The sequence below is a fragment of the Nocardia sp. NPDC051911 genome, from assembly GCF_040681035.1.
Classification (GTDB): Bacteria; Actinomycetota; Actinomycetes; order Mycobacteriales; family Mycobacteriaceae; genus Nocardia; species Nocardia sichangensis.
In genome coordinates this window covers 197,974-219,350 of the sequence record NZ_JBFAXY010000013.1, presented here as the reverse complement: position 1 = coordinate 219,350, position 21,377 = coordinate 197,974, and the positions used below count along the sequence as shown (strand labels likewise).

The 21,377-nt window shown below is 69.4% G+C and carries 21 protein-coding genes; 7 read left to right on the top strand and 14 right to left on the bottom strand.

All coding sequences use genetic code 11. The features are described from left to right. Positions 1-255 precede the first annotated feature (255 nt). Entirely contained in the window at positions 256-1,800 is a 1,545-nt protein-coding gene (gene guaB / locus AB0L97_RS18760) for an IMP dehydrogenase (RefSeq protein ID WP_355076308.1), read from the bottom strand. A gap of 224 nt (positions 1,801-2,024) precedes the next feature. On the opposite strand from guaB, the gene AB0L97_RS18755 reads away from it, so the two are divergent. Further along, a complete protein-coding gene (locus tag AB0L97_RS18755) occupies positions 2,025-2,438 on the top strand; it encodes a DUF5319 domain-containing protein (RefSeq protein WP_039795739.1) in 414 nt (137 codons plus the stop codon). Positions 2,439-2,676: 238 nt separating this feature from the next. Here the strand turns inward: AB0L97_RS18755 and AB0L97_RS18750 are convergent, their stop codons facing one another. The 3 genes from AB0L97_RS18750 to AB0L97_RS18740 all read right to left on the bottom strand — a co-directional run bounded on the left by AB0L97_RS18750 (position 2,677) and on the right by AB0L97_RS18740 (position 5,433). Continuing rightward, positions 2,677-3,855 carry an anti-sigma-D factor RsdA gene (locus AB0L97_RS18750; protein WP_355076306.1) on the bottom strand — a complete coding sequence of 393 codons (1,179 nt, stop codon included), beginning with the start codon at positions 3,853-3,855 and terminating at the stop codon, positions 2,677-2,679. Beyond that, positions 3,848-4,426 carry a sigma-70 family RNA polymerase sigma factor gene (locus tag AB0L97_RS18745; RefSeq protein ID WP_039795737.1) on the bottom strand — a complete coding sequence of 193 codons (579 nt, stop codon included), beginning with the start codon at positions 4,424-4,426 and terminating at the stop codon, positions 3,848-3,850. Before AB0L97_RS18745 ends, AB0L97_RS18750 begins: the two co-directional genes overlap by 8 nt. Positions 4,427-4,560: 134 nt before the next feature. Next, a complete protein-coding gene (locus AB0L97_RS18740; protein WP_364430985.1) occupies positions 4,561-5,433 on the bottom strand; it encodes a hypothetical protein in 873 nt (290 codons plus the stop codon). Positions 5,434-6,059: 626 nt separating this feature from the next. On the opposite strand from AB0L97_RS18740, the gene AB0L97_RS18735 reads away from it, so the two are divergent. The 3 genes from AB0L97_RS18735 (at position 6,060) to AB0L97_RS18725 (ending at position 7,611) form a co-directional block, all read left to right on the top strand. Beyond that, a complete protein-coding gene (locus AB0L97_RS18735) occupies positions 6,060-6,353 on the top strand; it encodes a WhiB family transcriptional regulator (RefSeq protein WP_355076302.1) in 294 nt (97 codons plus the stop codon). A gap of 429 nt (positions 6,354-6,782) precedes the next feature. Further along, positions 6,783-7,358, top strand: coding sequence for a sigma-70 family RNA polymerase sigma factor (locus tag AB0L97_RS18730; RefSeq protein ID WP_355076300.1), 576 nt, complete (start codon positions 6,783-6,785; stop codon positions 7,356-7,358). Position 7,359: 1 nt separating this feature from the next. Next, positions 7,360-7,611 carry a hypothetical protein gene (locus AB0L97_RS18725; protein WP_355076299.1) on the top strand — a complete coding sequence of 84 codons (252 nt, stop codon included), beginning with the start codon at positions 7,360-7,362 and terminating at the stop codon, positions 7,609-7,611. Between the two features lie 209 nt (positions 7,612-7,820). Here the strand turns inward: AB0L97_RS18725 and groL are convergent, their stop codons facing one another. Further along, positions 7,821-9,431: a chaperonin GroEL gene (groL, locus tag AB0L97_RS18720; protein WP_356964710.1), complete on the bottom strand. Its 1,611-nt coding sequence runs from the start codon at positions 9,429-9,431 to the stop codon at positions 7,821-7,823. Between the two features lie 174 nt (positions 9,432-9,605). Then, positions 9,606-9,908 (bottom strand): co-chaperone GroES, encoded by a 303-nt coding sequence (gene groES, locus AB0L97_RS18715; RefSeq protein ID WP_028479292.1) that lies wholly within the window; start codon positions 9,906-9,908, stop codon positions 9,606-9,608. Positions 9,909-10,494: 586 nt separating this feature from the next. Here groES and AB0L97_RS18710 point away from each other — a divergent pair. Continuing rightward, positions 10,495-12,030: an Hsp70 family protein gene (locus AB0L97_RS18710; protein WP_364430977.1), complete on the top strand. Its 1,536-nt coding sequence runs from the start codon at positions 10,495-10,497 to the stop codon at positions 12,028-12,030. An 88-nt stretch (positions 12,031-12,118) separates the two neighbouring features. Here the strand turns inward: AB0L97_RS18710 and tsaD are convergent, their stop codons facing one another. From tsaD to AB0L97_RS18675, 7 genes are all read right to left on the bottom strand, one after another. After that, a complete protein-coding gene (tsaD, locus tag AB0L97_RS18705; protein WP_355076294.1) occupies positions 12,119-13,162 on the bottom strand; it encodes a tRNA (adenosine(37)-N6)-threonylcarbamoyltransferase complex transferase subunit TsaD in 1,044 nt (347 codons plus the stop codon). Next, positions 13,159-13,662, bottom strand: a complete 504-nt coding sequence (rimI, locus tag AB0L97_RS18700) for a ribosomal protein S18-alanine N-acetyltransferase (protein ID WP_355076292.1) — start codon at positions 13,660-13,662, stop codon at positions 13,159-13,161. The genes tsaD and rimI overlap by 4 nt, the downstream gene beginning before the upstream one ends. 5 nt (positions 13,663-13,667) lie before the next feature. Continuing rightward, positions 13,668-14,384, bottom strand: coding sequence for a tRNA (adenosine(37)-N6)-threonylcarbamoyltransferase complex dimerization subunit type 1 TsaB (gene tsaB, locus AB0L97_RS18695; RefSeq protein ID WP_356964715.1), 717 nt, complete (start codon positions 14,382-14,384; stop codon positions 13,668-13,670). 55 nt (positions 14,385-14,439) lie between these two features. Continuing rightward, entirely contained in the window at positions 14,440-14,892 is a 453-nt protein-coding gene (tsaE, locus tag AB0L97_RS18690) for a tRNA (adenosine(37)-N6)-threonylcarbamoyltransferase complex ATPase subunit type 1 TsaE (protein ID WP_355076288.1), read from the bottom strand. After that, on the bottom strand, positions 14,885-15,973 hold the full coding sequence (locus AB0L97_RS18685) for an alpha/beta hydrolase (protein WP_364430970.1): 1,089 nt from the start codon (positions 15,971-15,973) through the stop codon (positions 14,885-14,887). The genes tsaE and AB0L97_RS18685 overlap by 8 nt, the downstream gene beginning before the upstream one ends. Further along, on the bottom strand, positions 15,970-17,073 hold the full coding sequence (gene alr, locus AB0L97_RS18680; protein ID WP_364430967.1) for an alanine racemase: 1,104 nt from the start codon (positions 17,071-17,073) through the stop codon (positions 15,970-15,972). Before alr ends, AB0L97_RS18685 begins: the two co-directional genes overlap by 4 nt. Positions 17,074-17,433: 360 nt before the next feature. Continuing rightward, a complete protein-coding gene (locus AB0L97_RS18675) occupies positions 17,434-18,879 on the bottom strand; it encodes an NAD(P)H-hydrate dehydratase (protein ID WP_364430964.1) in 1,446 nt (481 codons plus the stop codon). 42 nt (positions 18,880-18,921) lie between these two features. Between AB0L97_RS18675 and AB0L97_RS18670 the strand changes: the two genes are divergently transcribed. Next, positions 18,922-19,347, top strand: a complete 426-nt coding sequence (locus AB0L97_RS18670; protein ID WP_355076281.1) for a cupredoxin family copper-binding protein — start codon at positions 18,922-18,924, stop codon at positions 19,345-19,347. Between the two features lie 171 nt (positions 19,348-19,518). On the opposite strand, the gene AB0L97_RS18665 is transcribed toward AB0L97_RS18670, so the two are convergent. Further along, positions 19,519-20,001 (bottom strand): MarR family transcriptional regulator, encoded by a 483-nt coding sequence (locus AB0L97_RS18665; protein ID WP_355076279.1) that lies wholly within the window; start codon positions 19,999-20,001, stop codon positions 19,519-19,521. Between the two features lie 140 nt (positions 20,002-20,141). On the opposite strand from AB0L97_RS18665, the gene AB0L97_RS18660 reads away from it, so the two are divergent. After that, a complete protein-coding gene (locus AB0L97_RS18660) occupies positions 20,142-21,329 on the top strand; it encodes an MFS transporter (protein ID WP_364430959.1) in 1,188 nt (395 codons plus the stop codon). Positions 21,330-21,377: the final 48 nt, after the last annotated feature.

Below are 21,377 nucleotides of genomic sequence, written 5' to 3'. Positions count from 1 at the left end.
CGCTGCGTGTTCGCGGCCCCTTATGGCTCGCGTTCCAGCGGTCGAGACTCGCGCCTGCGGCGCATGCGCTTCGACCGCTGGAACGCGAGCCGGGCCGCGAACGGGCGCTCGTAAGACTCGCGCCTCCAGTGGTTACTTGTGGGGGCAGGTGGGCAGCACAAAACCGCCAACTCGCCGCAGGTCGCTCACCGCCACAGCCGGTGGGCAAGCTCCATCATGCACGGACCGGTTGGTCCTGTACATGAACCTAGTGGGCTAACCCCGTCCGGTGTAGTTAGGGGCCTCGACGGTCATGGTGATGTCGTGCGGGTGGCTCTCCTTGAGACCCGCCGCGGTGATCTGCACGAACTGGGCTTCCTGCAGATGCGCGATCGACTGCGAGCCGGTGTAGCCCATGGCCGCGCGCAGACCGCCGACCAACTGGTGGATCACCTGGTTGACCGGGCCGCGGAACGGCACTCTGCCCTCGATGCCCTCGGGGACCAGCTTGTCCTCGGCGAGCACGTCGTCCTGGAAATAACGGTCCTTGGAGAACGACTTCGCCTGGCCGCGGCCCTGCATGGCGCCCAGCGAGCCCATACCGCGATAGCTCTTGAACTGCTTACCGCCGACCAGGATCAGCTCGCCCGGCGACTCGGCCGTGCCCGCGAGCAGCGACCCGAGCATCACCGTGGACGCGCCCGCCGCGATGGCCTTGGCGATGTCACCGGAGAACTGGATGCCGCCATCGGCGATCACCGGGACACCTGCCGGCTTGCACACGGCGACCGCCTCCAGGATCGCGGTGATCTGCGGCGCGCCGACACCGGCGACCACGCGGGTGGTGCAGATCGAGCCGGGGCCGACGCCCACCTTGACCGCGTCCGCGCCCGCCTCGACGAGCGCGGCCGCGCCCTGGCGGGTGGCCACGTTGCCGCCGACCACCTGGATCCGGTCGCCGACCTCGGCCTTGACCTTGGTCACCATCTGCAGCACCTGCACCTGGTGACCGTGCGCGGTGTCCACCACGAGCACGTCGACGCCCGCGTCGGCCAGTGTCATGGCCCGCGACCAGGCGTCCTCGCCGACACCGACCGCGGCGCCGACCAGCAGGCGGCCGTCACGGTCCTTGGTGGCGTTGGGGTACTGGTCGGTCTTGACGAAGTCCTTGACGGTGATCAGGCCGCGCAGGCGCCCGTTGCCGTCGACGATCGGCAGCTTCTCCACCTTGTGCCTGCGCAGCAGTCCGAGCGCGGCTTCCGCGGTGACGCCCTCCTGCGCGGTGATCAAGGGGGCTTTGGTCATGACGTCGGCGACGCGGCGGTTCTGATCCACCTCGAAACGCATGTCGCGATTGGTGATGATGCCCACAAGCGCACCGGTCTCGTCCACCACGGGAAGACCCGAGATGCGGAACCTGGCGCACATCGCGTCGACCTCGGCGAGAGTGTCGGTCGGACGACAGGTCACCGGGTCGGTGACCATACCGGCCTCGGACCGCTTGACCGTCTCCACCTGGGCGGCCTGGTCGGCCGTCGAGAGGTTGCGGTGCAGCACGCCCATGCCGCCCGCGCGCGCCATCGCGATGGCCATCCGCGCCTCGGTGACCGTGTCCATGGCCGAGCTGACCAACGGCGTGCGCAGGCGGATCTCCCTGGTCAGCACGCTGGAGGTTTCCACAGAACTGGGGATGAGATCCGAGGCGGCAGGCAGCAGCAGCACATCGTCGAACGTGAGGCCGAGCATGGCGATCTTGTTCGGATCGTCGCCACCCGTAGGAGGGCGGACTGCGATTCGTTCGCCCGATACGGGATTACTCATTCGGATCGACCCCTCCTGGACGTCGATAGCGACCGGCGCCGGTGTCACCGGCGCCGTGACGGCTGATGGGATGGACGTGGTTCGGCGGCGGTGCGATCGGGACCCGCCGTAGCCTGTGCTCCATCGTATCTGTCCGGTGAACTCGCCGACGAAGTGAGCCCACCACCGAAACTGGCAGGCCGCATAGCTGGCGCAGACCACCCTGTTCTGCGTACCGTGGGGATGTGCGTGACCATCTACCACCTGGCTTGCCGCCGGATCCGTTCGCCGGAGACCCCTCCGACCCGTCCGCCGCGCTCGATGCCATCGAGCCCGGCGAACCGCTGGATCCCCACGAGCGCCTTGCGGTCGAGGAGGATCTCGCCGACCTCGCGGTGTACGAGGCACTGCTGGCCCACCGCGGCATCCGCGGACTCGTGGTCAGCTGCGAAGACTGTAGGCAGGACCACTACCACGACTGGGACATGTTGCGCGCCAACTTGCTTCAGTTGCTGGTCGACGGCACGGTCCGCCCGCACGAGCCCGCCTACGACCCGACGCCGGAAGCGTACGTCACCTGGGACTACTGCCGGGGCTACGCGGACGCGTCGATGAACGAGGCCTTCCACGGCGACGGGTTCGACGGATTCGACGGCTGATTCGGGCTCGATCGAACCGCACGCGGGCCTTTCGAGGCTCGCGTACCTCGCCTTTGCCGCTGTGATTTTCGACGCACACGATTACTTCGGCAGACGCACCGCGAGGTTCCGTCGCGGGCGGACACGCCCATGAGTTACCACCCTATGGTCAGCCGTTGGCTAGACCGACTTCTCCCCGAAAGACAAAAAGCCGACCGCCTGGCTGGCGATCGGTTCTTGCCTGGACCGTTTTCTTCTGTCAGCGGCCGGGCGGCACGAACGAGCCCGGGTTGGGGATGCCGGGGACGCTGAACGTCGGCGGCGGCTGATTGTTGCTGTTGTGGGTATTGGTGTTGCCCGGCGCCGGAGCTGTCGGCGGCTGCTGCTGCGGCGCCGTCGGATTACCGGTGTCTCCCGTAGGTCCGCCCGCAGGCGGCTTGACCTCGGTGACCGGCGGCTCCTGCGGAGCCGTCGGTTCCACGGTGGCCGGCGGCTGGGTGGTCACGGGCGGCGGTGTCGTCACCGGCGGCACCGTGGTCGGCGCGCCACCGCCGTTCGTCGTTCCGCCGCTGTTCGACGTTCCACCACCATTGGGCGCGGTGGCGTCGGCCGAGGGCGAAGGCTTGTTCGTCGGCTGACCGGGCTGCTGCACGATCGTCGAGGTCCCGCTACCTGGCGTCGGGCTGGGCTTCGTGGTCGCGTTGCCCGGGGTGGCACGCGGGTCGGTGGTCTTGGGCACCGTCGCACCCAGCTGATCGGCCAACTCCGGATTGACCTCGCGCAGCTTCGCGAGCAACTGTTCCCACTCGGTCATCAGCTCGGCGCGCTTGTCCGGATCGCTGACCTGCGCGGCATTCTCCTTGGCCCGCTCCAGGCGCACCTTGGCCTGCGTCGGGTTCTGAGTGACCAGCGTGGAAGCCTCGTTCAGGTCGTCGCCCGCCCGCTGGACCACGGTCGTCTGGGCCTGTTCGCTGAACACGACCTCTTTGACCCGCCACAGCGGATCGCCCGGCTCGGCGTTGTACGAGAACGCCGTCATGCCGCCGATGACCAGGGCCAGCGCGGCCGCCGTGCCCATGATCGGACGTAGTAGCCGCAGTCGCCCGCCGCCGCCGTGCGCCCCGATGCGAACCTGCCGCGCGCCGATCTCCTGGTTGACCGCGGCCACGATCGCGTCCAGGTCCGGCTCGGCCGGCATCGGAGGCGCGATCAACTCCGCTCGCCAGTCCGCGAGCAACGTCGCGAGCTGATACTCCTCGGCGCTGTCGGTGTGCACCGGACCATCGCTGGCGATGGCATCGATCAGAGCATCGTCGCGGCGTACCGCGGCGATGTCGACCGGGCCGGTGTCACCGGACGCCTCGGCGTAGGGACCGCTGTTCCGCGATCCAAGCCGCGCCTTCCAGTCACCCCGACCGCGCTCGCCATCCCTAGCCATACATTTCACCTGCCCTCGCCACTTGTGACTTGAGTTTCGCGAGTGCCCTGTGTTGGGCGACCCGTACCGCGCCCGCCGTACTGCCCACGGCGACCGCGGTTTCTTCCGCTGACAAACCCATGACCAAGCGCAGGATCAAGATCTCTCGATGCTTCTCGGGAAGCGTCGCGAGCAGACGGTTCATCTGCCTGCTCGTCTCGGACTCGAGAGCTCGTTGTTCCGGTCCCTGGTCGGTGGATATGACATCTGGTACTTCGGCCATCGCCTCCGCCTTGTTACGGGCGGCGTTGCGATGCGCGTCGGCGACCTTGTGCGAAGCGATTCCGTAAACAAAGGCCATGAAGGGCCTGCCCTGGTCTTGATACCTGGGCAAGGCTGTCATCACAGCCAGGCAAACCTCCTGCGCAACGTCGTCCGCGGAGAGCTGCCCACGCTCCGCGGCTCCGATCCGCGCGCGGCAGTAGCGCACCACCAGCGGGCGGATCATCTCCAGTACCTGAGCTAAAGCGGATCTGTCGCCCTGCGCAGCGGCAGCGACGGCGAGGTCCAACTCTTCGCCCGTGTGCGTCATCGTCAGAGATATTCCCGGCGTTACAAAGTGGCATGGTCAGGTGACGACCAATGCTTCCACCGAAGGGGCGGAACGGATCTAACAATAGCGACCCGTTGGCCGGAACTGGTCAACACGGTGGACTCCGTGATCACCTACCACCCCGCCATGGGGCGCAACACGCCGCCGGAGCGGGCGATGGCCGCGGCACATTCGGCCGCCTCCGCCGCCGCGTCCCGCGCGCCCGATCCGGTGCGGAGCATGGCACAAGCCCAGCGCAACGGCAGCAGGCCGTGCTCGCGGCACTGCTCGGCGACATCCTCGGCCGAGACGCCCGATCTTCCCCGCGCGTCGAGCGCCACGTCGGCGGCGGCGACCAGCAAGCGTGACTTGACCCGGTGGCGCACCGACGGGGATCGCTCGGCCAGCTCCAGCGCGGCCGCCGCGTGCGCCGCCGCCACCTCGAAATCGCCTGCCGCCAGCGCCGTTTCCGCGGACACCCAGCGCAAGCGGATCGCGGGACGCCAACCGGCCCGATACTGCTGTGCCGCCGACGCGCTGCGCCGCAGCAAGCGGTCGGCCAGCGCGAGGCGCCCGGTTCCGAGCGCGTCGGCGGCGAGTCCGGTGAGCGCGTCGCAGATCGCGTCGGCGCGGCTGGGACGGTAGCCGCCGAACTCCTCGGCGCTGTCCGGCTCCGCTCCGGCGCCGGCGGTGAGGATCAACGCGGCCGCCCGCCCGTCGAACGCCGCGGCGCGCTCATGCCAGCCGAGCTGCCGAAGAAAAGAACCCTCGGTACTTCCCGCCAGTGAGAGGAGTACGGGGTCGTTGCTGTGGTTGCATACCCTTCGCAATTCGGCGCGCGCCGCCGCATAACGGCCCTGGCCGCCGAGAACCACAGCGCGATACCACCGGCCGAGTGCGTCCGACGCGGACGGAAGGTCGGCGGCGGCGCGACCCGGAGCGGCGCCGAAGGCGGCCTCGGCGAGGACCGCGAGGTGAGGATCTCCGAGCGGAGCGGGCGCGAACACGGGCGCACTCTATCCCGTGCGGCACCCGGGCTCCGGCGAGGAAGGTGAGCGACGGCCGACCGGCGACACTCGGGATTTCCGTCGCCGAGCGGATGTTGCCATTAGGTAAATCTCGTCCTGGCTATCGCCGAGCGGCCACGCCGGGAATTCATGCGTGTTTCGCGTAATTAACCTGCCCGCCCCGTTACCGCCATCTTCGGATCCACACCCCACGAACCCCCTCGGCCGCGGCAGTGACCGACATCATCGGCACGAGATCGGCGTCGCGTCGGCGCTACGACCATGAAATCGCCTCTACCAGCGGAAATTGGATCAGTTGCGGCACATGCGGCAGCCACAGACCTCCGGCCAACCGAACAGTATCGCCGGAACCAGCACGAAAAGTAAACAGTTCGGAGGTTAAATTTGGCAGCGCGAGATTTGGAAAAGTGCTGCGCCGAACTATTGACGGAATTTCGCGGCTGGACCTAACGTAGCTCATCGCCACGGACGGCGCCGCGCGAAATTGCAGCGACCACGAAGGGCGAGCCCCCCGGGTACCCCCGCCGACACGGCGTCGTGGCCCACAACTGTTGCAGAACAACTGCTCGACAACGCTGACGAGCTCGCACCACGAGGAGTTCACCATGCCCATGCCGACCCACCTCCCGGGACCCAACGCCGATGTCTGGGATTGGCAGATGCGAGGATCGTGCCGCGGGCAGGATTCCGCGGTGTTCTTCCATCCCGATGGTGAGCGTGGCCGGGCCCGCACGGCCCGTGAGATGCGCGCCAAGGAGATCTGCCGCACCTGCCCGGTGCTCATGCAGTGCCGCGCGCACGCGCTGAAAGTCAGCGAGCCCTACGGCATCTGGGGCGGCATGTCGGAGACCGAGCGCGAGATGCACGCGCGGCGCAGCCGCCGCCGCATGGCCGTCTGAATCAATCCCCTCCCATCCGCACGCCGCCGGGCGTCGAATTCCTAGCAAACAACGGGCCACTGCAACATGCTTCGGCCGAGCCGCTCACATGACACGGTGACCGGTTCCGCGCCGAAGGTCGGCGCGTGGGTTCCGATCGTCACCATCGATCGGCCGGCCGCCGAGCGAGGCCGGAGGCCGTGCACCCGGCGTTCCGGCACGGTGCGACGGTTCGGCGTGTCACGGCGTGTCGCTCCCGAGATGTCCGGCGTATCGGCGCTTTCCGCAACGCGGCGCCGGTCCACGACGAGCCTTGTGGCCACCCCACCCGAAGGGAGGTCATAGCGGCGCGCTACGGTAGTGACCGATGACACAGAATGGAGCGTTGTGACAACGCGGCCGTCGGCCGCAGAGGGCGACTCGTTCCGAAGAGCAGCCTTCCCACCCACGGTGGATTCTGCGGTTACGGCACGCGCAGCCGAAAGTATCGAGCTCGCCGCGCTTTTGCATCGATGCGGTCGAGCCGACCAGGAAGCATTCGCCGAGTTGTACGACCGGACGTGTGCGCGCGTCTTCGGTTTGGTTTTGCGCGTTCTGCACGATCCGGGCTACGCGGAGGAGACCACGCAAGAGGTCTATCTGCAGGTCTGGCGTATGGCATCGAGTTTCGACCCGGCGAAAGGTTCCGCGGTCACCTGGTTGATGACGCTCGCCCACCGGCGCGCCGTGGACCGGGTCCGCGCCGAGCAAGCCCACACCCAGCGCGAGGTCGCGTACGGGATCCGGGTGCTCGGCAACGAATTCGACGAGGTCACCGAAGAGGTCGAGCGCAGGCTCGAACAACAGGCCGTCCTGGCCGGTCTGGCCACACTCACCGAAACCCAGCGGGAAGCCATCTCGCTCGCCTACTACGGCGGACGCACCTATGCGGAGGTAGCCACCTACCTCGACGTAGGGTTACCTACGGTTAAGTCCCGGATTCGGGACGGATTGACACGACTGAAGAAAAGTTTGGGGGTGACGTGAGATGAACGAACGCCGTATCGATCTCGCGCACACCGTCGCGCTCGGATCGATCGACGACGAAGACCATCAGGAAGTGCAGGAGCTGTTCGACAGCGAGGACCCCGTGCTACGCGCGGAGTTCATCCAGGAAGTCAGAGACACGAAAGAAGCGCTCGCCGTTCTCGCCACAGCCACGGCGGCCACTCCGCCGCCGTCGCTGCGTGCTCGCCTACTCGCGGCCATCGCCGCCGAGCAGCCACCGGTCGCCAGCTGAATCCGGCGTCCCGCCAGGCATTCCCGCCCCGCGCGTACCGACCCCAGCGGTCCTGAGCTTCCCGCGGCCTCCCTCCGATCCCGCGGCAGACAGCGTGTCGCGCTTCGGAACTCTCTCGGTCCAACCGGTAGTCGAGGCCGCGTACGGCAAGGCCCCCGAACCGCGTGGTTCGGGGGCCTTGTCCGTGCGTTGTCCCTAGAAAACCGGGTTCAGTGCGCGTGGCCGTGGTGGCCGTGGTCGTTCTGCTCCTCGGCGGGCTTGTCCACCACGGCGCTCTCGGTGGTGAGCACCATGCGCGCGACCGACGCCGCGTTGACGACGGCCGAACGGGTCACCTTCACGGGGTCGACGACGCCGTCGGTGAGCAGGTCGCCGTAGGTGAGCGTGGCGGCGTTGAAGCCGTCCTTGCCCTCGGCGACCTTGCTGACCACCACGGCGCCGTCCAGGCCCGCGTTGGTGGCGATCCAGTACAGCGGCGCACGCAGCGCGGTGCGGACCACCTCGACGCCGACGGCCTCGTCACCGGACAGCGAATCGCGCAGCTCGACGAGCTTGCTGCTCGCCTGCACCAGCGCGGTGCCGCCACCGGGCACGATGCCCTCTTCCACGGCGGCCTTGGCGGCGCTCACCGCGTCCTCGACGCGGTACTTGCGCTCCTTGAGCGCGGTCTCGGTGGCCGCGCCGACCTTGATCACCGCGACGCCGCCTGCCAGCTTGGCCAGCCGCTCCTCCAGCTTCTCGCGATCCCAGTCGGAATCGGTGGCCTCGATCTCGCGGCGCAGCTGCGCGACGCGCGCCTCCACGTCCGCCGCGGAACCGGCGCCATCGATGATCGTGGTGTCGTCCTTGGTGACGACGACGCGGCGCACCTTGCCGAGCACGTCGAGGCCTGCCTCGCGCAGGGTGATGCCCAGATCGGGGTTCACCACGGTGCCGCCGGTGACCACGGCCAAGTCGTCGAGGAACGCCTTGCGGCGGTCGCCGAAGAACGGCGCCTTGACCGCGACGGCCTTGATCGTCTTGCGGATGGCGTTGACCACCAGGGTCGACAGCGCCTCGCCTTCGACGTCCTCGGCGATGATCAGGACGGGCTTGCCGCTTTCGGCGATCTTCTCCAGCAGCGGCAGGAAGTCCGGCAGCGAGCTGATCTTCTCGCGGTGCAGCAGGACGAACACGTCCTCCAGGATGGCCTGCTGGCTGTCGGGGTCGGTGACGAAGTAGGGCGACAGGTAGCCCTTGTCGAACTGCACGCCCTCGGTGACGACAAGTTCGGTCTGCAGCGTCGAGGACTCCTCGACGGTGACGACGCCGTCCTTGCCGACGGTGGTCAGCGCCTTGCCGACCATCTCGCCGATCTCCTCGTCCCGCGAGGACACGGTCGCGACCTGCGCGATGGCCTGCTCGCCGGAGACCGGGGTGGCCAGCGCGAGCAGCGCCTCGGAGACCGCGTCGGCGGCCTTGGCGATGCCGGAGCCGACCACGATCGGGTTCGCCCCGGCCGCAACGTTCTTCAGCCCGGCGCGGACCAGCGCCTGGGCCAGCACGGTGGCGGTGGTGGTGCCGTCGCCCGCGACGTCGTTGGTCTTGGTGGCGACGCTCTTGACCAGCTGCGCGCCGAGGTTCTCGAACGGGTCTTCCAGCTCGATGTCGCGCGCGATGGTGACGCCGTCGTTGGTGACGGTCGGGCCGCCGAAGGACTTCGCGAGTACGACGTGCCGTCCGCGCGGGCCCAGGGTGACCTTCACGGCGTCGGCGAGCTTGTCGACGCCGCGTTCCAGAGCCCGGCGAGCCTTCTCGTCGAACTCGATCTGCTTTGCCATGGGGATTCGCTCCTGTAGTGGATTGCGGCGCTCCCGGGTCCCGTCGTCACGCAGGCTGCCGCCTCAGGGCCCGTCGCTCGCACCGCGTGTTTCAGTGCCGTGGTGTCGGCGCCGAACGCACTCCGCCCCGGGTCACGAAAGACACCGGGGCGGAACGCATGCGTGCCTGATCGGCTACTTGGTGACGACGGCCAGCACGTCGCGCGCCGACAGGATGAGGTACTCCTCGCCCTGGTACTTGATCTCGGTGCCGCCGTACTTGCTGTAGATGACGGTGTCACCCTCCTGGACATCCAGCGGGATGCGCTTCTCGCCCTCGTCGTCCCACCGGCCGGGACCGACGGCGACAACGGTGCCCTCCTGCGGCTTCTCCTTCGCCGTGTCAGGGATGACCAGGCCGGAGGCCGTCGTCGTCTCGGCCTCGTTGGCCTGGACGAGGATCTTGTCCTCGAGCGGCTTGATGTTCACGCTCGCCACGTTGAGCCCTCCACTTTCAGGGGATTCGGTCGTCCGGAACTCGTCGCTCCGAACTCGTCGGTTGGTCACGATGCTGACCCTGCGCATAGCCCCGTCGTCGCGGGTGCCGGGACCCCTGCCCAGTGGTCAAGCTGCTGGCACAAGCACTACACACAGTGCCGACTAGCACTCTATACATGAGAGTGCCAGCGCTCAAGGCTGGGCGGTGCCAACTTTGCGCGGCGCGCCCGGCGACACTGCGAGCTTGGCTATAAGTTCGGGAAAACAGTAACGTTCGGATAACGGATTGTGACACTATTGACGACGGTTGCGGTCCGGCCGCCGGTTCGTCGCTCCTCCGAGCGGCGGCCAGGCGGCACAGAGGTACCACAGCGTCGCCGAACCCGCAGCGCCGCAGCACGATCGTTGCACCACCAGCTTCACCAGAGAGCAAGACACACGTGATCCATGGCCGGTCCCCGCGACCCACCCGGACGAGGGGCCGGTTCGTTTCCCGGTCCGGGTCGCGCGTCATCCATACGGCGGTCCGGCAGTCCATTCGAGATGGTCGGCGACACCATGACCATCCGCTCGAAGGGAGGTGAACATGCGAACATCCCTCGGCATCTCGGCCGGGGCAGAGGTCGTGTGCTCGGCGTTGGTCTCCACCGCGCCGAACGGCACGCAGAGCTTCGATTACCGCGTCGTGTCCGCCGACGCGGCTCATTCCGATCTCGGTGACCTGGTGTCGTCCTCGATCGAGCTGATGACGACCCAACTGCCGACCACGCAGCCGCCACGCGAGATCATCCGCCCGGTCGGCGGCCGTTTCGCGGGCGGGCCACGCGACTTCGAGCCGGCGACGGGTCACCCGCCCACCAGCGTCGCGGTCGCCTACCGCACCAAGGAGCAGGCCCAGATCATCCGCTCGGCCACCGGAAAACAGCGCGACCTGCGGCTGATCCCGGAGGGCACCGCCGCGCTGACCTACCTGCGGCACACCGGCCTGCTGGACCGCTACGACACGGTCGCCATCGTCGATCTCGGCGCCTCCGGGCTCGGCGTCACCGTCGCCGACCGCGCCGACGGCTCCCTGCTCCGTTCCGATCGCACCGCGACCGTCAGCGGCAAGGCGATCGACGATCTCATCTACCACCATCTGGTGGACCTGCACTTCGCCCGGCGCGGTACCCGCCCGAACCGCGGCATGCTCACCAACCGGGGCCGCGCGGCCAAGGAGCACCTGTCCATCGCGCCCGCGGTCACCATCGACCACGTCGCCGGTCGTCCGCTGAAGCTGACCAGGGCCGACTTCGAAGAGTTGATCGCCGACCTGCTGCGCGACCTGGCGCGGTTCGTCACGATGTCGTTCGCCCGGGCGCCCAGGCAGCCGCAGGCGGTCACGGTCATCGGCGGCGGCGCCAACATCCCCGCGGTGCTCGATACGCTCACCGCCGCCCTGGACATCCCCGTGTTCACCGTGCCGGATCCCGAGGCGGTGACCGCCAAAGGCGCGGCGCTGGTCGCCGATTCGATGCAGCCGTCGGTGTTCCCGGTCGCCGGGCTCGGCGGCGACGCGCCCGCGGGGACGGTAACCAAGGTGTTCGGTACGCTCGCCGGTGCGATCGTGGTCGTCGGACTGATCGTCGGCTACGGGGTCAAGACGTTCGCGCCGACCTCGGATGACGAGGTCTCTCCCGCGGGGACCACGAGCAGCGCGTCGCAACTGCCCAACCCGACATCGGCGCCGCCCGCGACCACGGCTGCCGCCACGCCGCACAACCGCACGCCGGACAACACCAGCATCGCACCGACGACCACGGAACGCGGACCGCAGAGCACGACCGGCGGTCCGTCGTCCACGCAGGTGATCACACCCACGCAGCCCACGCTGCGCCCGGATCCGAACCTTCCGCCGATTCCGTTCCCCGAACTGCTCGGCCCCCTGTTCGGGAATCCGAATGCGGCACCGAACGGTTCGCCCGAATCGCCATCGAGCCGGACGTGGTACCCGGCGGCGCCGACCGCTCCGGCGCCCGGCACGAGCCCGACGCCCACCCAGGCGCCCGCGCGGTCGAGCCTGCCGCTCCTCCGGGGGAATTCGGGGTCGGCGTCGCATCCCGGACTGCTCGCACCGAACTGATCCGGCCGCACGACGGCCCTTCGCGGCGATCTCACCGGAAAGAAACCCGGTGCGGCCGCCGCCGCTTCGTGCGCTGAATCCGAGCCGGTCAGCGAACCATACTGACCGACACCGGCAGACCCGGATCGGTGGCGACCGTCAGCGGCGAAGCAGCCGCGCCACCAGCGATGACATGCGCGCCGAGCGCGGCGATCATCACCCCGTTGTCCGTGCACAGCCGAGGCTTGGGCACCCGCAAGGTCAAACCGGCCGCGGCGCAGCGTTCCTCGGCCATCGAGCGGATCCGCGAGTTGGCGGTCGCGCCGCCGCCGAGCACCAGCGTGCCGACGCCGACATCCTGGGCCGCGCGAACCGCCTTCATCGTGAGCACATCCGCGACCGACTCCTGGAAAGACGCCGCGATATCGGGGATGGGCAGATCCTCCGCGGCGACGCCGTCGCGCTGGGCCGCCTCCACGTAACGGGCGACCGCGGTCTTGAGACCCGAGAAGGAGAAGTCGTAGCGCGGGTCGCGCGGCCCGGTCATGCCGCGAGGGAAGGCGATAGCGCGCGGATCACCGGCCGTCGCGGCGGCATCCAGCGCCGGACCGCCGGGAAAGCCCAACCCGAGCAGCCGCGCCACCTTGTCGAACGCCTCGCCCGCCGCGTCGTCGACGGTGCTGCCCAGCTCGACGATCGGCTCGGCCAGATCCGTGACGTGCAGCAGATGCGTGTGCCCGCCCGACACCAGCAGCGCGACGCACGGCGGCATCGGCCCGTGCTCCAGAGTGTCCACCGCGACGTGCCCGCCGAGATGGTTGAGCGCGTAGAAGGGCACATCCCACGCCGCCGCATACGCTTTCGCCGCGGCGACACCGACCAGCAGCGCACCGGCCAAGCCCGGGCCGATGGTCACCGCCAACGCGTCCGGTTTCGCGATGCCCGCGGCCGACAGCGCGCGGCGCATCGCGGGCACGATCGCCTCGAGATGCGCGCGCGAGGCGATCTCGGGGACGACGCCGCCGAAGCGCGCGTGCTGGTCGACGCTGGAAGCGACCTCGTCGGCGAGCAGTACGCAGGTGCCGTCGGGGTGCCTGCGGACGATGCCGACTCCGGTTTCGTCGCAGGAGCTTTCGATGCCCATGACGATCACGACAACACCTCGTCCCGTGTGCGCCAGCGCTCCCCGCTGGTCAGCGCGGGGCGACGCATCGTGTACGCGTCCGCGCCACTGGGGTGGTAGTAGTTCTTGCGCAACCCGATGATGTGGAACCCGTGCTTGGCGTACAGCGCGATCGCCGGCGCGTTGTCGGTGCGGACCTCCAGGAACACCGGTCCACCGCGCCGGTCCGCCTCGGCGAGCAGCGCCTCCAGCAGGAGCGTGCCGACACCTGTGCGGTGGCAGCCGGGGTCGACGCCGATGGTGTGGACCTCGGCCTCGGGGTGTTCGGCATCACCCAGCAGGGCGATACCCGCGTAGCCGACCATTCGCCCGTCGTCGTCGCGCGCGGTGATGTAGCGGTTGTGCCGCCCGGCCAGCTCGGACTGGAACGCCACGGCGGCCCACGGGTCGTCCTCCGGAAAAAGCAATTGCTCCAGCTCGACGCAGCGCGTGATGTCGGCGGCCACCATCGGCGCGATTCGGAAAGTCACCGGCTTCACGCCCCCGTCCGGTCGAGTCGGCGGTAGGCGTTCTCGACCGCGTCCGGCCTGCGCAAGTACAGCGGAACCAGCGGCTCCGGCACGCTGCGAGACAGCACCTCGGCGGCGACGACGCGGACCAACCCGGCGGGCGAGGGCGTCTCGGCGGGGAGCACGGGCAGATCGAAGAAGTCGACGTGCGAAGCGGATCCGGCGATCGCCGTGGCCTCGCCCGCGTCCAAGTCGGAGGGCTTGCACACCTCGGGTCCGGCCACGCGCGCGCCCTCCCGGTACCGCGCCCAATACACCTCGCGCCGCCGGGCATCGGTCACCACGAGCAGTTCGGCTTCGGGCGGGAGCTCGACGGGGGGCGGCACCGCGGGGTCGACAGCGGCGTCGGCTGCGATCGCGTCGAGGCTGCACGCGCCGTACACCGGTATCCCGAGCGCGTCGCCGAACGCGGCCGCGGTGGCCATGCCGACGCGCAGGCCGGTGAACGGACCCGGACCGACCCCGACCACGATCGCGTCGATCTCGGTCCTGGAACGACCTGCCTCGGTGAGGCATTCGAGGATCTGCGGAGTGAGTACCTCGGCATGGGCGCGGGGGTCGACCCGCACCCGGGATGCGACGGTGCGTACCCGGACGGGATTCGCCGCGTCGGCGCCCTGCTCCAAGTCCACCAGTCCCGCTGTGACGGCGGGTGTCGCGGTGTCGACGGCTAGTACAAGCATGATTGGGCCAACGATACCGGGTGGTAGGTGAGGCCGACGCAGAGCTACCCGGTAGCTAATTGACCCATTCCCAGCTGGCGGTGCGCACATCCGAGTCCGGCGCCCGCGACAGCACCACACGCAGATGCCGATCCGCGAGGTGCTCCACCACGCCGCGGCCCCACTCCACCACGACGACCGCCTGATGCAGATCGGTGTCCAGGTCCAGCGCGTCCAGCTCGTCCAGGTCGCCGCCGAGCCGGTAGGCGTCCACGTGCACCATGGGCACCGACGGGCCGCCTGCGCGCTGCCCCGCGCGGTGCTGGCGGGCGATGATGAACGTCGGCGAACTGACCCGCCCCTGCACGCCAAGACCTTCGGCGATGCCGCGGGTCAGTGCGGTCTTGCCCGCGCCGAGCGGACCGTCCAGCACCACGAGATCCCCGGCACGCAGATCGGTGGCCAGTTCCCGGCCCAGCGCCTCGGTGTCGGCGACGGTGGGCAGCACTCGATGCCCCGGATCAGCCACGGGCCACCTCCGAGGCCTCCCCCGGCGCCGGGTCGACCACGCCCGCGCGCACCAGCAAGCGATCCAGCGCGGCGTTGACTATGTCCGGGTATTGCAGATGCGGCATGTGCGCCGCGCCTTCCAACCGGATGAGTTCGCTGCCCGGCAGAGCGGCGGCGAGCGCACGCGAATTCCGGAACGGGATCACCAGATCGTGCCCGCCGCCGAGTACCAGGATCGGTGTGCCCGCCAGCGCGGGCAACGCCGCCGACTCGTCGTGCAGCTCGATGGCCTGCAGGAACTTCACTACGGTCGCCACGGGCGTCTGGTCGATCATCAGCGTCGTGAAGCGCGACAGCGTCGGGCTCACCGGTCCGTGGAACGAGCTGACGTGCAGGATCGGCGTGATCACCCGCCGAGCGGTGACGCGGCCCGCCTGCATCAGCGCGGGCGCGGTGTACACGGCCACCCGGAACCCGTCGATCGCAGGATTGCGCAACAGTTGCCCGATTCCCGCCGCGGTGACCTCGGCGGCCGCGGTCGACAGCAGTGCGATCCCGATCACTCTGGCCGCGAACAATTCCGGGAATCGCGCGGCCGCGGCCAGGATCGCCATACCGCCCAGCGAATGCCCGACCAGCACCACCGGCCCGGCCGGTGCGGTGGCGTTCAGCACGGCGGCGAGGTCGCTCCCGAGCTGTGCGACGGTACAACTCGCGGCGCTCGGCACACCGGAACGGCCGTGTCCGCGCAGATCGAACAGCACCATGCGAAGTCCTGCGCCGTAGCGCTTTTCCAGGTCACGACGCTGAAAGTGGAAGGAAGCCATGCTGTTGCAGAAGCCGTGCACGAAGATCACCGTCACCGGTGCGTCGTCGGGGCCGCAGATCCGCGTGGCCAACGGCACGCCGTCGTCGGCGAGCACCGTCCCCGCGCGGTCGGCATCGATCAGCGCGAAATTCTCGTCGCGGTAGTCGTCGCCCCGCGCGGGCCACAACACCCGCGCACCGGCGCGACGCAAGGCGTGGGCGCCTGCCAGCGCACCGACGAATCCAGCCGTGGCCAGCCCGCCGCGCAGCGGGGTCACCCGGAAGCGGCTCATCGAACGCCACCGACATAGCGCCGGGTAACCCGGCCGCGCGGTGAACACACCACTTCGTAGTGGATGGTGTCGAGCAGGTCCGCCCACTCCTGGGCGTGCGGTCGCGCACCGAAGAGAATCGCGGTGTCGCCTTCCTGAACGCCCGCCGCGTTGTCTCCGAGGTCGACGACGAACTGGTCCATGCACACCCGCCCCACGTTCCTGCGCGGCGCCCCGCCGAGCCAGACATCGAAACGTCCGCTCAGGGGGCGGAAAACGCCGTCGGCGTAACCGGCCGGGATCAGCGCGACGGTGGTGTCGCGCGGCGCGATCCACTGGTGCCCATAGGAAACGCCTTCGCCCGCGGCCACTCGTTTGACCAGGGCGACCTCTGCCTGGAACGTCATCGCGGGCCGCAGGCCGAAATCGTCGTCCGGTATCGGGGACAGGCCGTACATGGCGATGCCCGGCCGGACCAAGTCGAAGGCCAGGTCAGGGCGGGTCAGGGTAGCGGCGGAGTTGGCGATGTGCACCAGCTCCGGTTCCAGGCCGTGCTCCTTGGCCGTGGCGATGGCCTCCAGGAACCGGGCGCGTTGCGCGTCGTTGTTGGGATGCTCGGGTTCGTCGGCGTGCGCGAGGTGGGAGAAGATCGCGCGAAACCGCACCACACCCTCGTCGACCAGAGCGCGCAGCACCGTCAGGACTTCCGGGTACGCGTCCGGCGACACGCCGTTGCGGTTCAGGCCGGTGTCCACCTTCAGGGTGACCGTCGCCGGACGGCCCAGTTCGCGCGCCGCGGCCTCGACCGCTCGCAGATGAGCCGCCGAAGAGATCCCGATCTCGACGTCGGCGGCCACCGCAGGCGCGAAGTCGGTGTCCGTGCTGTGCAACCAGCACAGGATGGGCGCGGTGATCCCGGCCGCACGCAACTGCACGGCCTCGCCCACCGTCGTGACACCCAGTTCCGCCGCGCCCGCCGCCAGAGCGGCCCGGCCCACCTCGACCGCGCCGTGGTTGTAGCCGTCGGCCTTCACCACCGCCATCACCGCGGCGCCACCCGCGTGCTCCCGCAGGATCCGCACGTTGTGGGCGATGGCGTCCAGGTCGATGACCGTTTCCACTTGCGCTGTGCCGCCTCTCCGCGTATCCGGGCCGTCCCAGTCGGACGCGCAGGATTCACGTTCAGGTCCTGCATTTGATGCCGCCTGGATTTCGGGCGTGCCCGACGAGTTACCCATATGCTCTCGAGATCAGTCGTTGCGTTGATTCCGGTCGAGTCTATTGGCGCGCTCGATTCTGGTTCCAATCGGTTTCCGTGGCGCTCGGGCCGGTGTGTCGAGCGCCACGACCAGCATCGATACGTCGACGCCATCGGCACCCGGCACTCAGCGCCTCAGCTTTGCGCCCGCCGGAACCCGTCGGTCCGGCTGAATGCGGCCATCGGCTCGTACCGGTTCCATCACCGTGGCGGGAGGAAACAGTCAGAAGGGGTGTGCCAGGCCACGGAGGACGCCGATCGCGGGGCGGACGTGAGCTGCCAGCACGCTCGCCGAGATCGGAGTTCCCGCCGGGGCGGCGTCATGTGCGGCGAGGTTCGCGGACAACGCGTGCACGCGCGCGGCCGCCGCGGCCGACCATGCGGGTTCCCGCCCCGCCGCGAGCAGCGCCCCGATGATGCCGGAGAGCACGTCGCCCGCGCCCGCGGTCGCCGCCCAGGAACCGCCCGCCTCGTTGACCAGCACGGGACCGCCCGGGGCGGCGACGAGCGTGGCGCGACCCTTCAGCAGCACCGTGACCTGCCAGGAAGCGGCGAAGTCGCGGACCGCCGCCATCCGGTCGGGACCGACCTCGTGGCCGGTGAGGCGGGCGAACTCGCCCGCGTGCGGAGTCAGAACGGTCGGGGCCGCACGACCGCGCACCAAGTCCGGCTCCGCGGCCAGCATGGTCAGGCCGTCCGCGTCGATCACCACCGGGAGGTCGGTGGCCAGGATCTCACGCAGGCGTTGCCTGGCGGCGGAGTCGGTGCCCGCGCCGGGACCGAAGACCCAGGCCTGGACGCGACCGGTCGCGGCGACCTCCTCGGCGGCGATCACTTCGGGGAAGTGGTTCAGCACCTCGGCCGCCGCGGTCCCGGCATACCGCACCATGCCCGATGTCGCCGCGACGGCGGCGCCCGCGCACAGCACCGCGGCGCCCGGATACGTGGCGCTACCCGCGCATACGCCCGTCACACCCTGCGTGTACTTGTCGTCGGCCGGGCCGGGGACCGGCCACGCGGCCCCGATCGCCGCGGGCTCCAGCGCGAGGAGACCCGGCTCCGGGAGACGTAAACCGATGGGCACCAATTCGATTCGCCCGCACTGCGGCGCGGCGAGCGCATGCACCGGCTTGTACGCGCCGAACGCGACCGTGACGTCCGCGCGAACCGCCGGGCCTTCGATCGCGCCGGTGCCCGGGTCGACGCCGCTGGGCAGGTCTGCCGCGACGACCGGAGCCTCCAGCGCCGCAACGATTTCGGCGGCACGCGGCCGCAACGCCCCGCGACCGGAGATGCCGACGATGCCGTCGATCACCAGATCCGGGCGGCCCACGTCGTCGGCGACTCGACCGCCCGATCCGCGCAGCGCCGCGAGTCCTCCGGCGTGCGCCCGCTCCGGGCTGAGCAACACCGCGGTGACCGCGACACCGCGGCGGCGCAGCCGCGCTCCCGCCCAGAGCGCGTCGCCGCCGTTGTCCCCGGAACCGACCAGCAGGGTCACCGCCCGCCCCGCGATACCGCCGGTACGCTCCCTGAGTTCGCCCGCCACCACCGTGGCCAGGCCGTGCGCCGCCCGGCGCATGGGCACGCCGTCCGGCACCCGGGTGAACAGCTCGGCCTCCGCCGCGCGCACTTCGTCCACCGTGAAATAGCCCCGCTGCGTGGACATCGCCGCTCCCTCCGTCGGTGTGGCCTACTACGCTTGGCCATCATGCCAAGCGTCCGCCGCATCGGGATCGTCCGCGTCGTCACGGGAGTCGCCTTGGCGTGCGCGCTCCTACTGTCCGGTTGCGGCGGCGACGAATCCGGTTCGGCCGCCACCACGACGAGGAAACCGGCTCGGCCGACCACCACCGCACAGCAGACCGGTGACCGCAAGCCCGCCGCAGCCACCGTCGTGGCGCATGACATGAAATTCTCCCCCGCCGAGGTCACCGTCGCGGTCGGCGACACGGTCACCTGGAAATTCGACGACAAGGTCCCGCACACCGTGCAGGGCATCGGCGACAAGGCCATGGGCATCAACAGCCCGATCTTCGACAAAGGCGAGTGGAGCTACACCTTCACCGCGCCGGGCACCTACCGCTATCTCTGCTCGCTGCACCCGGAGATGCGCGGCTCGGTCACCGTGCAGTAAACCGCAGGGTACGGACCCTTCGGGCTTACCGGGGGCATTCCACCGGCGAAGCGCTCCGGACGTGGCCTCGGCGAGGTCCAGCCGAGAAACCGCGAAAACCTCCGACGAAGCATCCCGGAGAAAAGCCCGGACCTCGACTCCGCACTCATTGATCGCCGAGCCGTCCCGCACTCACACCGGACGGTAGTCGCGGTGCCGTGCGCCGTGGGTGTTCAGTGCTTCGACCGCGGCCACGAGCGGAGCGAGTTCGGGGTTGGCGGCCGCCTGCCCGAGTGCTCCGGCCAGGGCGGCGTCGTGCGTGGGCCGCGCCTGTTCCAGCAGGTCCAAGCCCGCCGGGGTGACATCGGTGTAGATGCCGCGACGGTCGTCGGGGCAGAGGTAACGCTGGAGCAGGCCGCGATCTTCCAGCCGGGAAACCAGTCGGGTGGTCGCGCTCTGGCTCAGCACCACGGCCTCGGCCACCTGGTTCATCCGCAGGTGCCCGCCCGGCCCGTCGTGCTGGCGGCTCAGCACGACCAGCAGGGAGTACTCGCGAACGCTCAGGTCGTGCCCGGATTGCAGGGCCCGCTCGATGTGCGCCTCGATCCGGTCGTGCAGTAGCGAGAGTGCGTACCAACCATCGGCGAGGCCGGTCAGGGCAGCATCCGCGGTCATCGGCGTTCCTTCGGCGTCGGGGTTCGTGTCTCCAGGATAGCCAGGGATCACAATAGCCCGCGCTTGCAATTAAAGAGCGTATGCAATTATTGTTTACGCCTGTAATAGTTTGAAGCAAACGTCACGTGGAGGCTTCGTTCATGCCCTTCGCACTCCTCGCCCTGACCCTCGGGGCATTCGGAATCGGGACGACGGAATTCGTCGTTGTCGGACTGCTACCAGACATCGCGAGCAGCTACTCGGTGTCCATCCCCACCGCGGGCCTGCTGGTCACCGGCTACGCGCTCGGCGTCGTGGCGGGTGCGCCGCTGATGACCGGGCTGGGTACCCGGCTGTCGCGCAAACGGATGCTGCTCGGCATGCTGACGCTGCTCGTCGTCGGCAACCTCCTGTCCGCCGCGGCACCGACCTTCGCGCTGATGCTGACCGGACGGATCGTCGCGTCGCTGGCCCATGGCGCGTTCTTCGGGATCGGCGCGGTCGTCGCCGGAACCCTGGTCAGCGCCGATCGGCGCGCCGGTGCGATCGCGATCATGTTCACCGGGCTCACCGTCGCCACGGTGGTCGGCGTACCGCTGGGGACGCTGCTCGGCCAGCACTTCGGCTGGCGGCTGACCTTCGTGTTCGTCGCACTGGTCGGGTTGATCGGCCTGCTCGGCGTCGCGGCGCTGGTCCCGGAACAGCCCGCCGCGGCGAACGCCGCGCTGCGCACCGAACTGGCGGTGTTCCGCAATCCCCAGGTGCTGCTGGCGATGGCGATGACGGTGCTCGGCTTCGGCGGGGTCTTCGCCGCGATCACCTATCTCGCGCCGATGATGACCGAGGTCACCGGCTATGCGGAGAGTTCGGTCACCTGGCTGCTGGTGCTCTTCGGCCTCGGCTTCTTCGCGGGCAATCTGATCGGCGGCAAGTTCGCCGACCGCCATCTGATGCCGATGCTGTATCTCACACTCGGCGGGCTCGCGCTCGTTCTCGCGCTGTTCACCGTCACCGCGCACGACAAGATAGCCGCCGCCGTCACGGTGGTGTTGATCGGCGCACTGGGCTTCGCGACCGTGCCGCCGTTGCAGAAGCGCGTCCTCGACCAGGCCGCGGGCGCACCGACCCTCGCGTCGGCGGTGAACATCGGCGCGTTCAACCTCGGCAACGCGGTGTCGGCCTGGCTCGGTGGCGTGGTGATCGCCGCAGGCTACGGCTACACCGCACCCAACTGGGTCGGCGTCGGTCTGGTGCTGGTGGCGCTACTGCTCGCGATCCTGTCCGGGCAGCTCGAGCGTCGCGGGACACCCACCGTCCCGGCGGAGCCCCTGGCTACCGTGCCGGCATAGCCGCCGGTCGTCCCGGCGGAACAGCGGCCGCGCACTGCGAAGTGCGCG

Excerpts from the sequence above, each read along its gene's own strand:
- guaB (WP_355076308.1), bottom strand. The coding sequence starts at position 1,800 with ATGAGTAATCCCGTATCGGGCGAACGAATCGCAGTCCGCCCTCCTACG.
- AB0L97_RS18660 (WP_364430959.1), top strand. The coding sequence starts at position 20,142 with ATGCCCTTCGCACTCCTCGCCCTGACCCTCGGGGCATTCGGAATCGGG.
- AB0L97_RS18710 (WP_364430977.1), top strand. The coding sequence starts at position 10,495 with ATGCGAACATCCCTCGGCATCTCGGCCGGGGCAGAGGTCGTGTGCTCG.
- AB0L97_RS18745 (WP_039795737.1), bottom strand. The coding sequence starts at position 4,426 with ATGACGCACACGGGCGAAGAGTTGGACCTCGCCGTCGCTGCCGCTGCG.
- AB0L97_RS18665 (WP_355076279.1), bottom strand. The coding sequence starts at position 20,001 with ATGACCGCGGATGCTGCCCTGACCGGCCTCGCCGATGGTTGGTACGCA.
- AB0L97_RS18735 (WP_355076302.1), top strand. The coding sequence starts at position 6,060 with ATGCCCATGCCGACCCACCTCCCGGGACCCAACGCCGATGTCTGGGAT.
- groL (WP_356964710.1), bottom strand. The coding sequence starts at position 9,431 with ATGGCAAAGCAGATCGAGTTCGACGAGAAGGCTCGCCGGGCTCTGGAA.
- tsaB (WP_356964715.1), bottom strand. The coding sequence starts at position 14,384 with ATGCTTGTACTAGCCGTCGACACCGCGACACCCGCCGTCACAGCGGGA.
- AB0L97_RS18725 (WP_355076299.1), top strand. The coding sequence starts at position 7,360 with ATGAACGAACGCCGTATCGATCTCGCGCACACCGTCGCGCTCGGATCG.
- AB0L97_RS18750 (WP_355076306.1), bottom strand. The coding sequence starts at position 3,855 with ATGGCTAGGGATGGCGAGCGCGGTCGGGGTGACTGGAAGGCGCGGCTT.
- AB0L97_RS18670 (WP_355076281.1), top strand. The coding sequence starts at position 18,922 with ATGCCAAGCGTCCGCCGCATCGGGATCGTCCGCGTCGTCACGGGAGTC.
- AB0L97_RS18685 (WP_364430970.1), bottom strand. The coding sequence starts at position 15,973 with ATGAGCCGCTTCCGGGTGACCCCGCTGCGCGGCGGGCTGGCCACGGCT.
- AB0L97_RS18675 (WP_364430964.1), bottom strand. The coding sequence starts at position 18,879 with ATGTCCACGCAGCGGGGCTATTTCACGGTGGACGAAGTGCGCGCGGCG.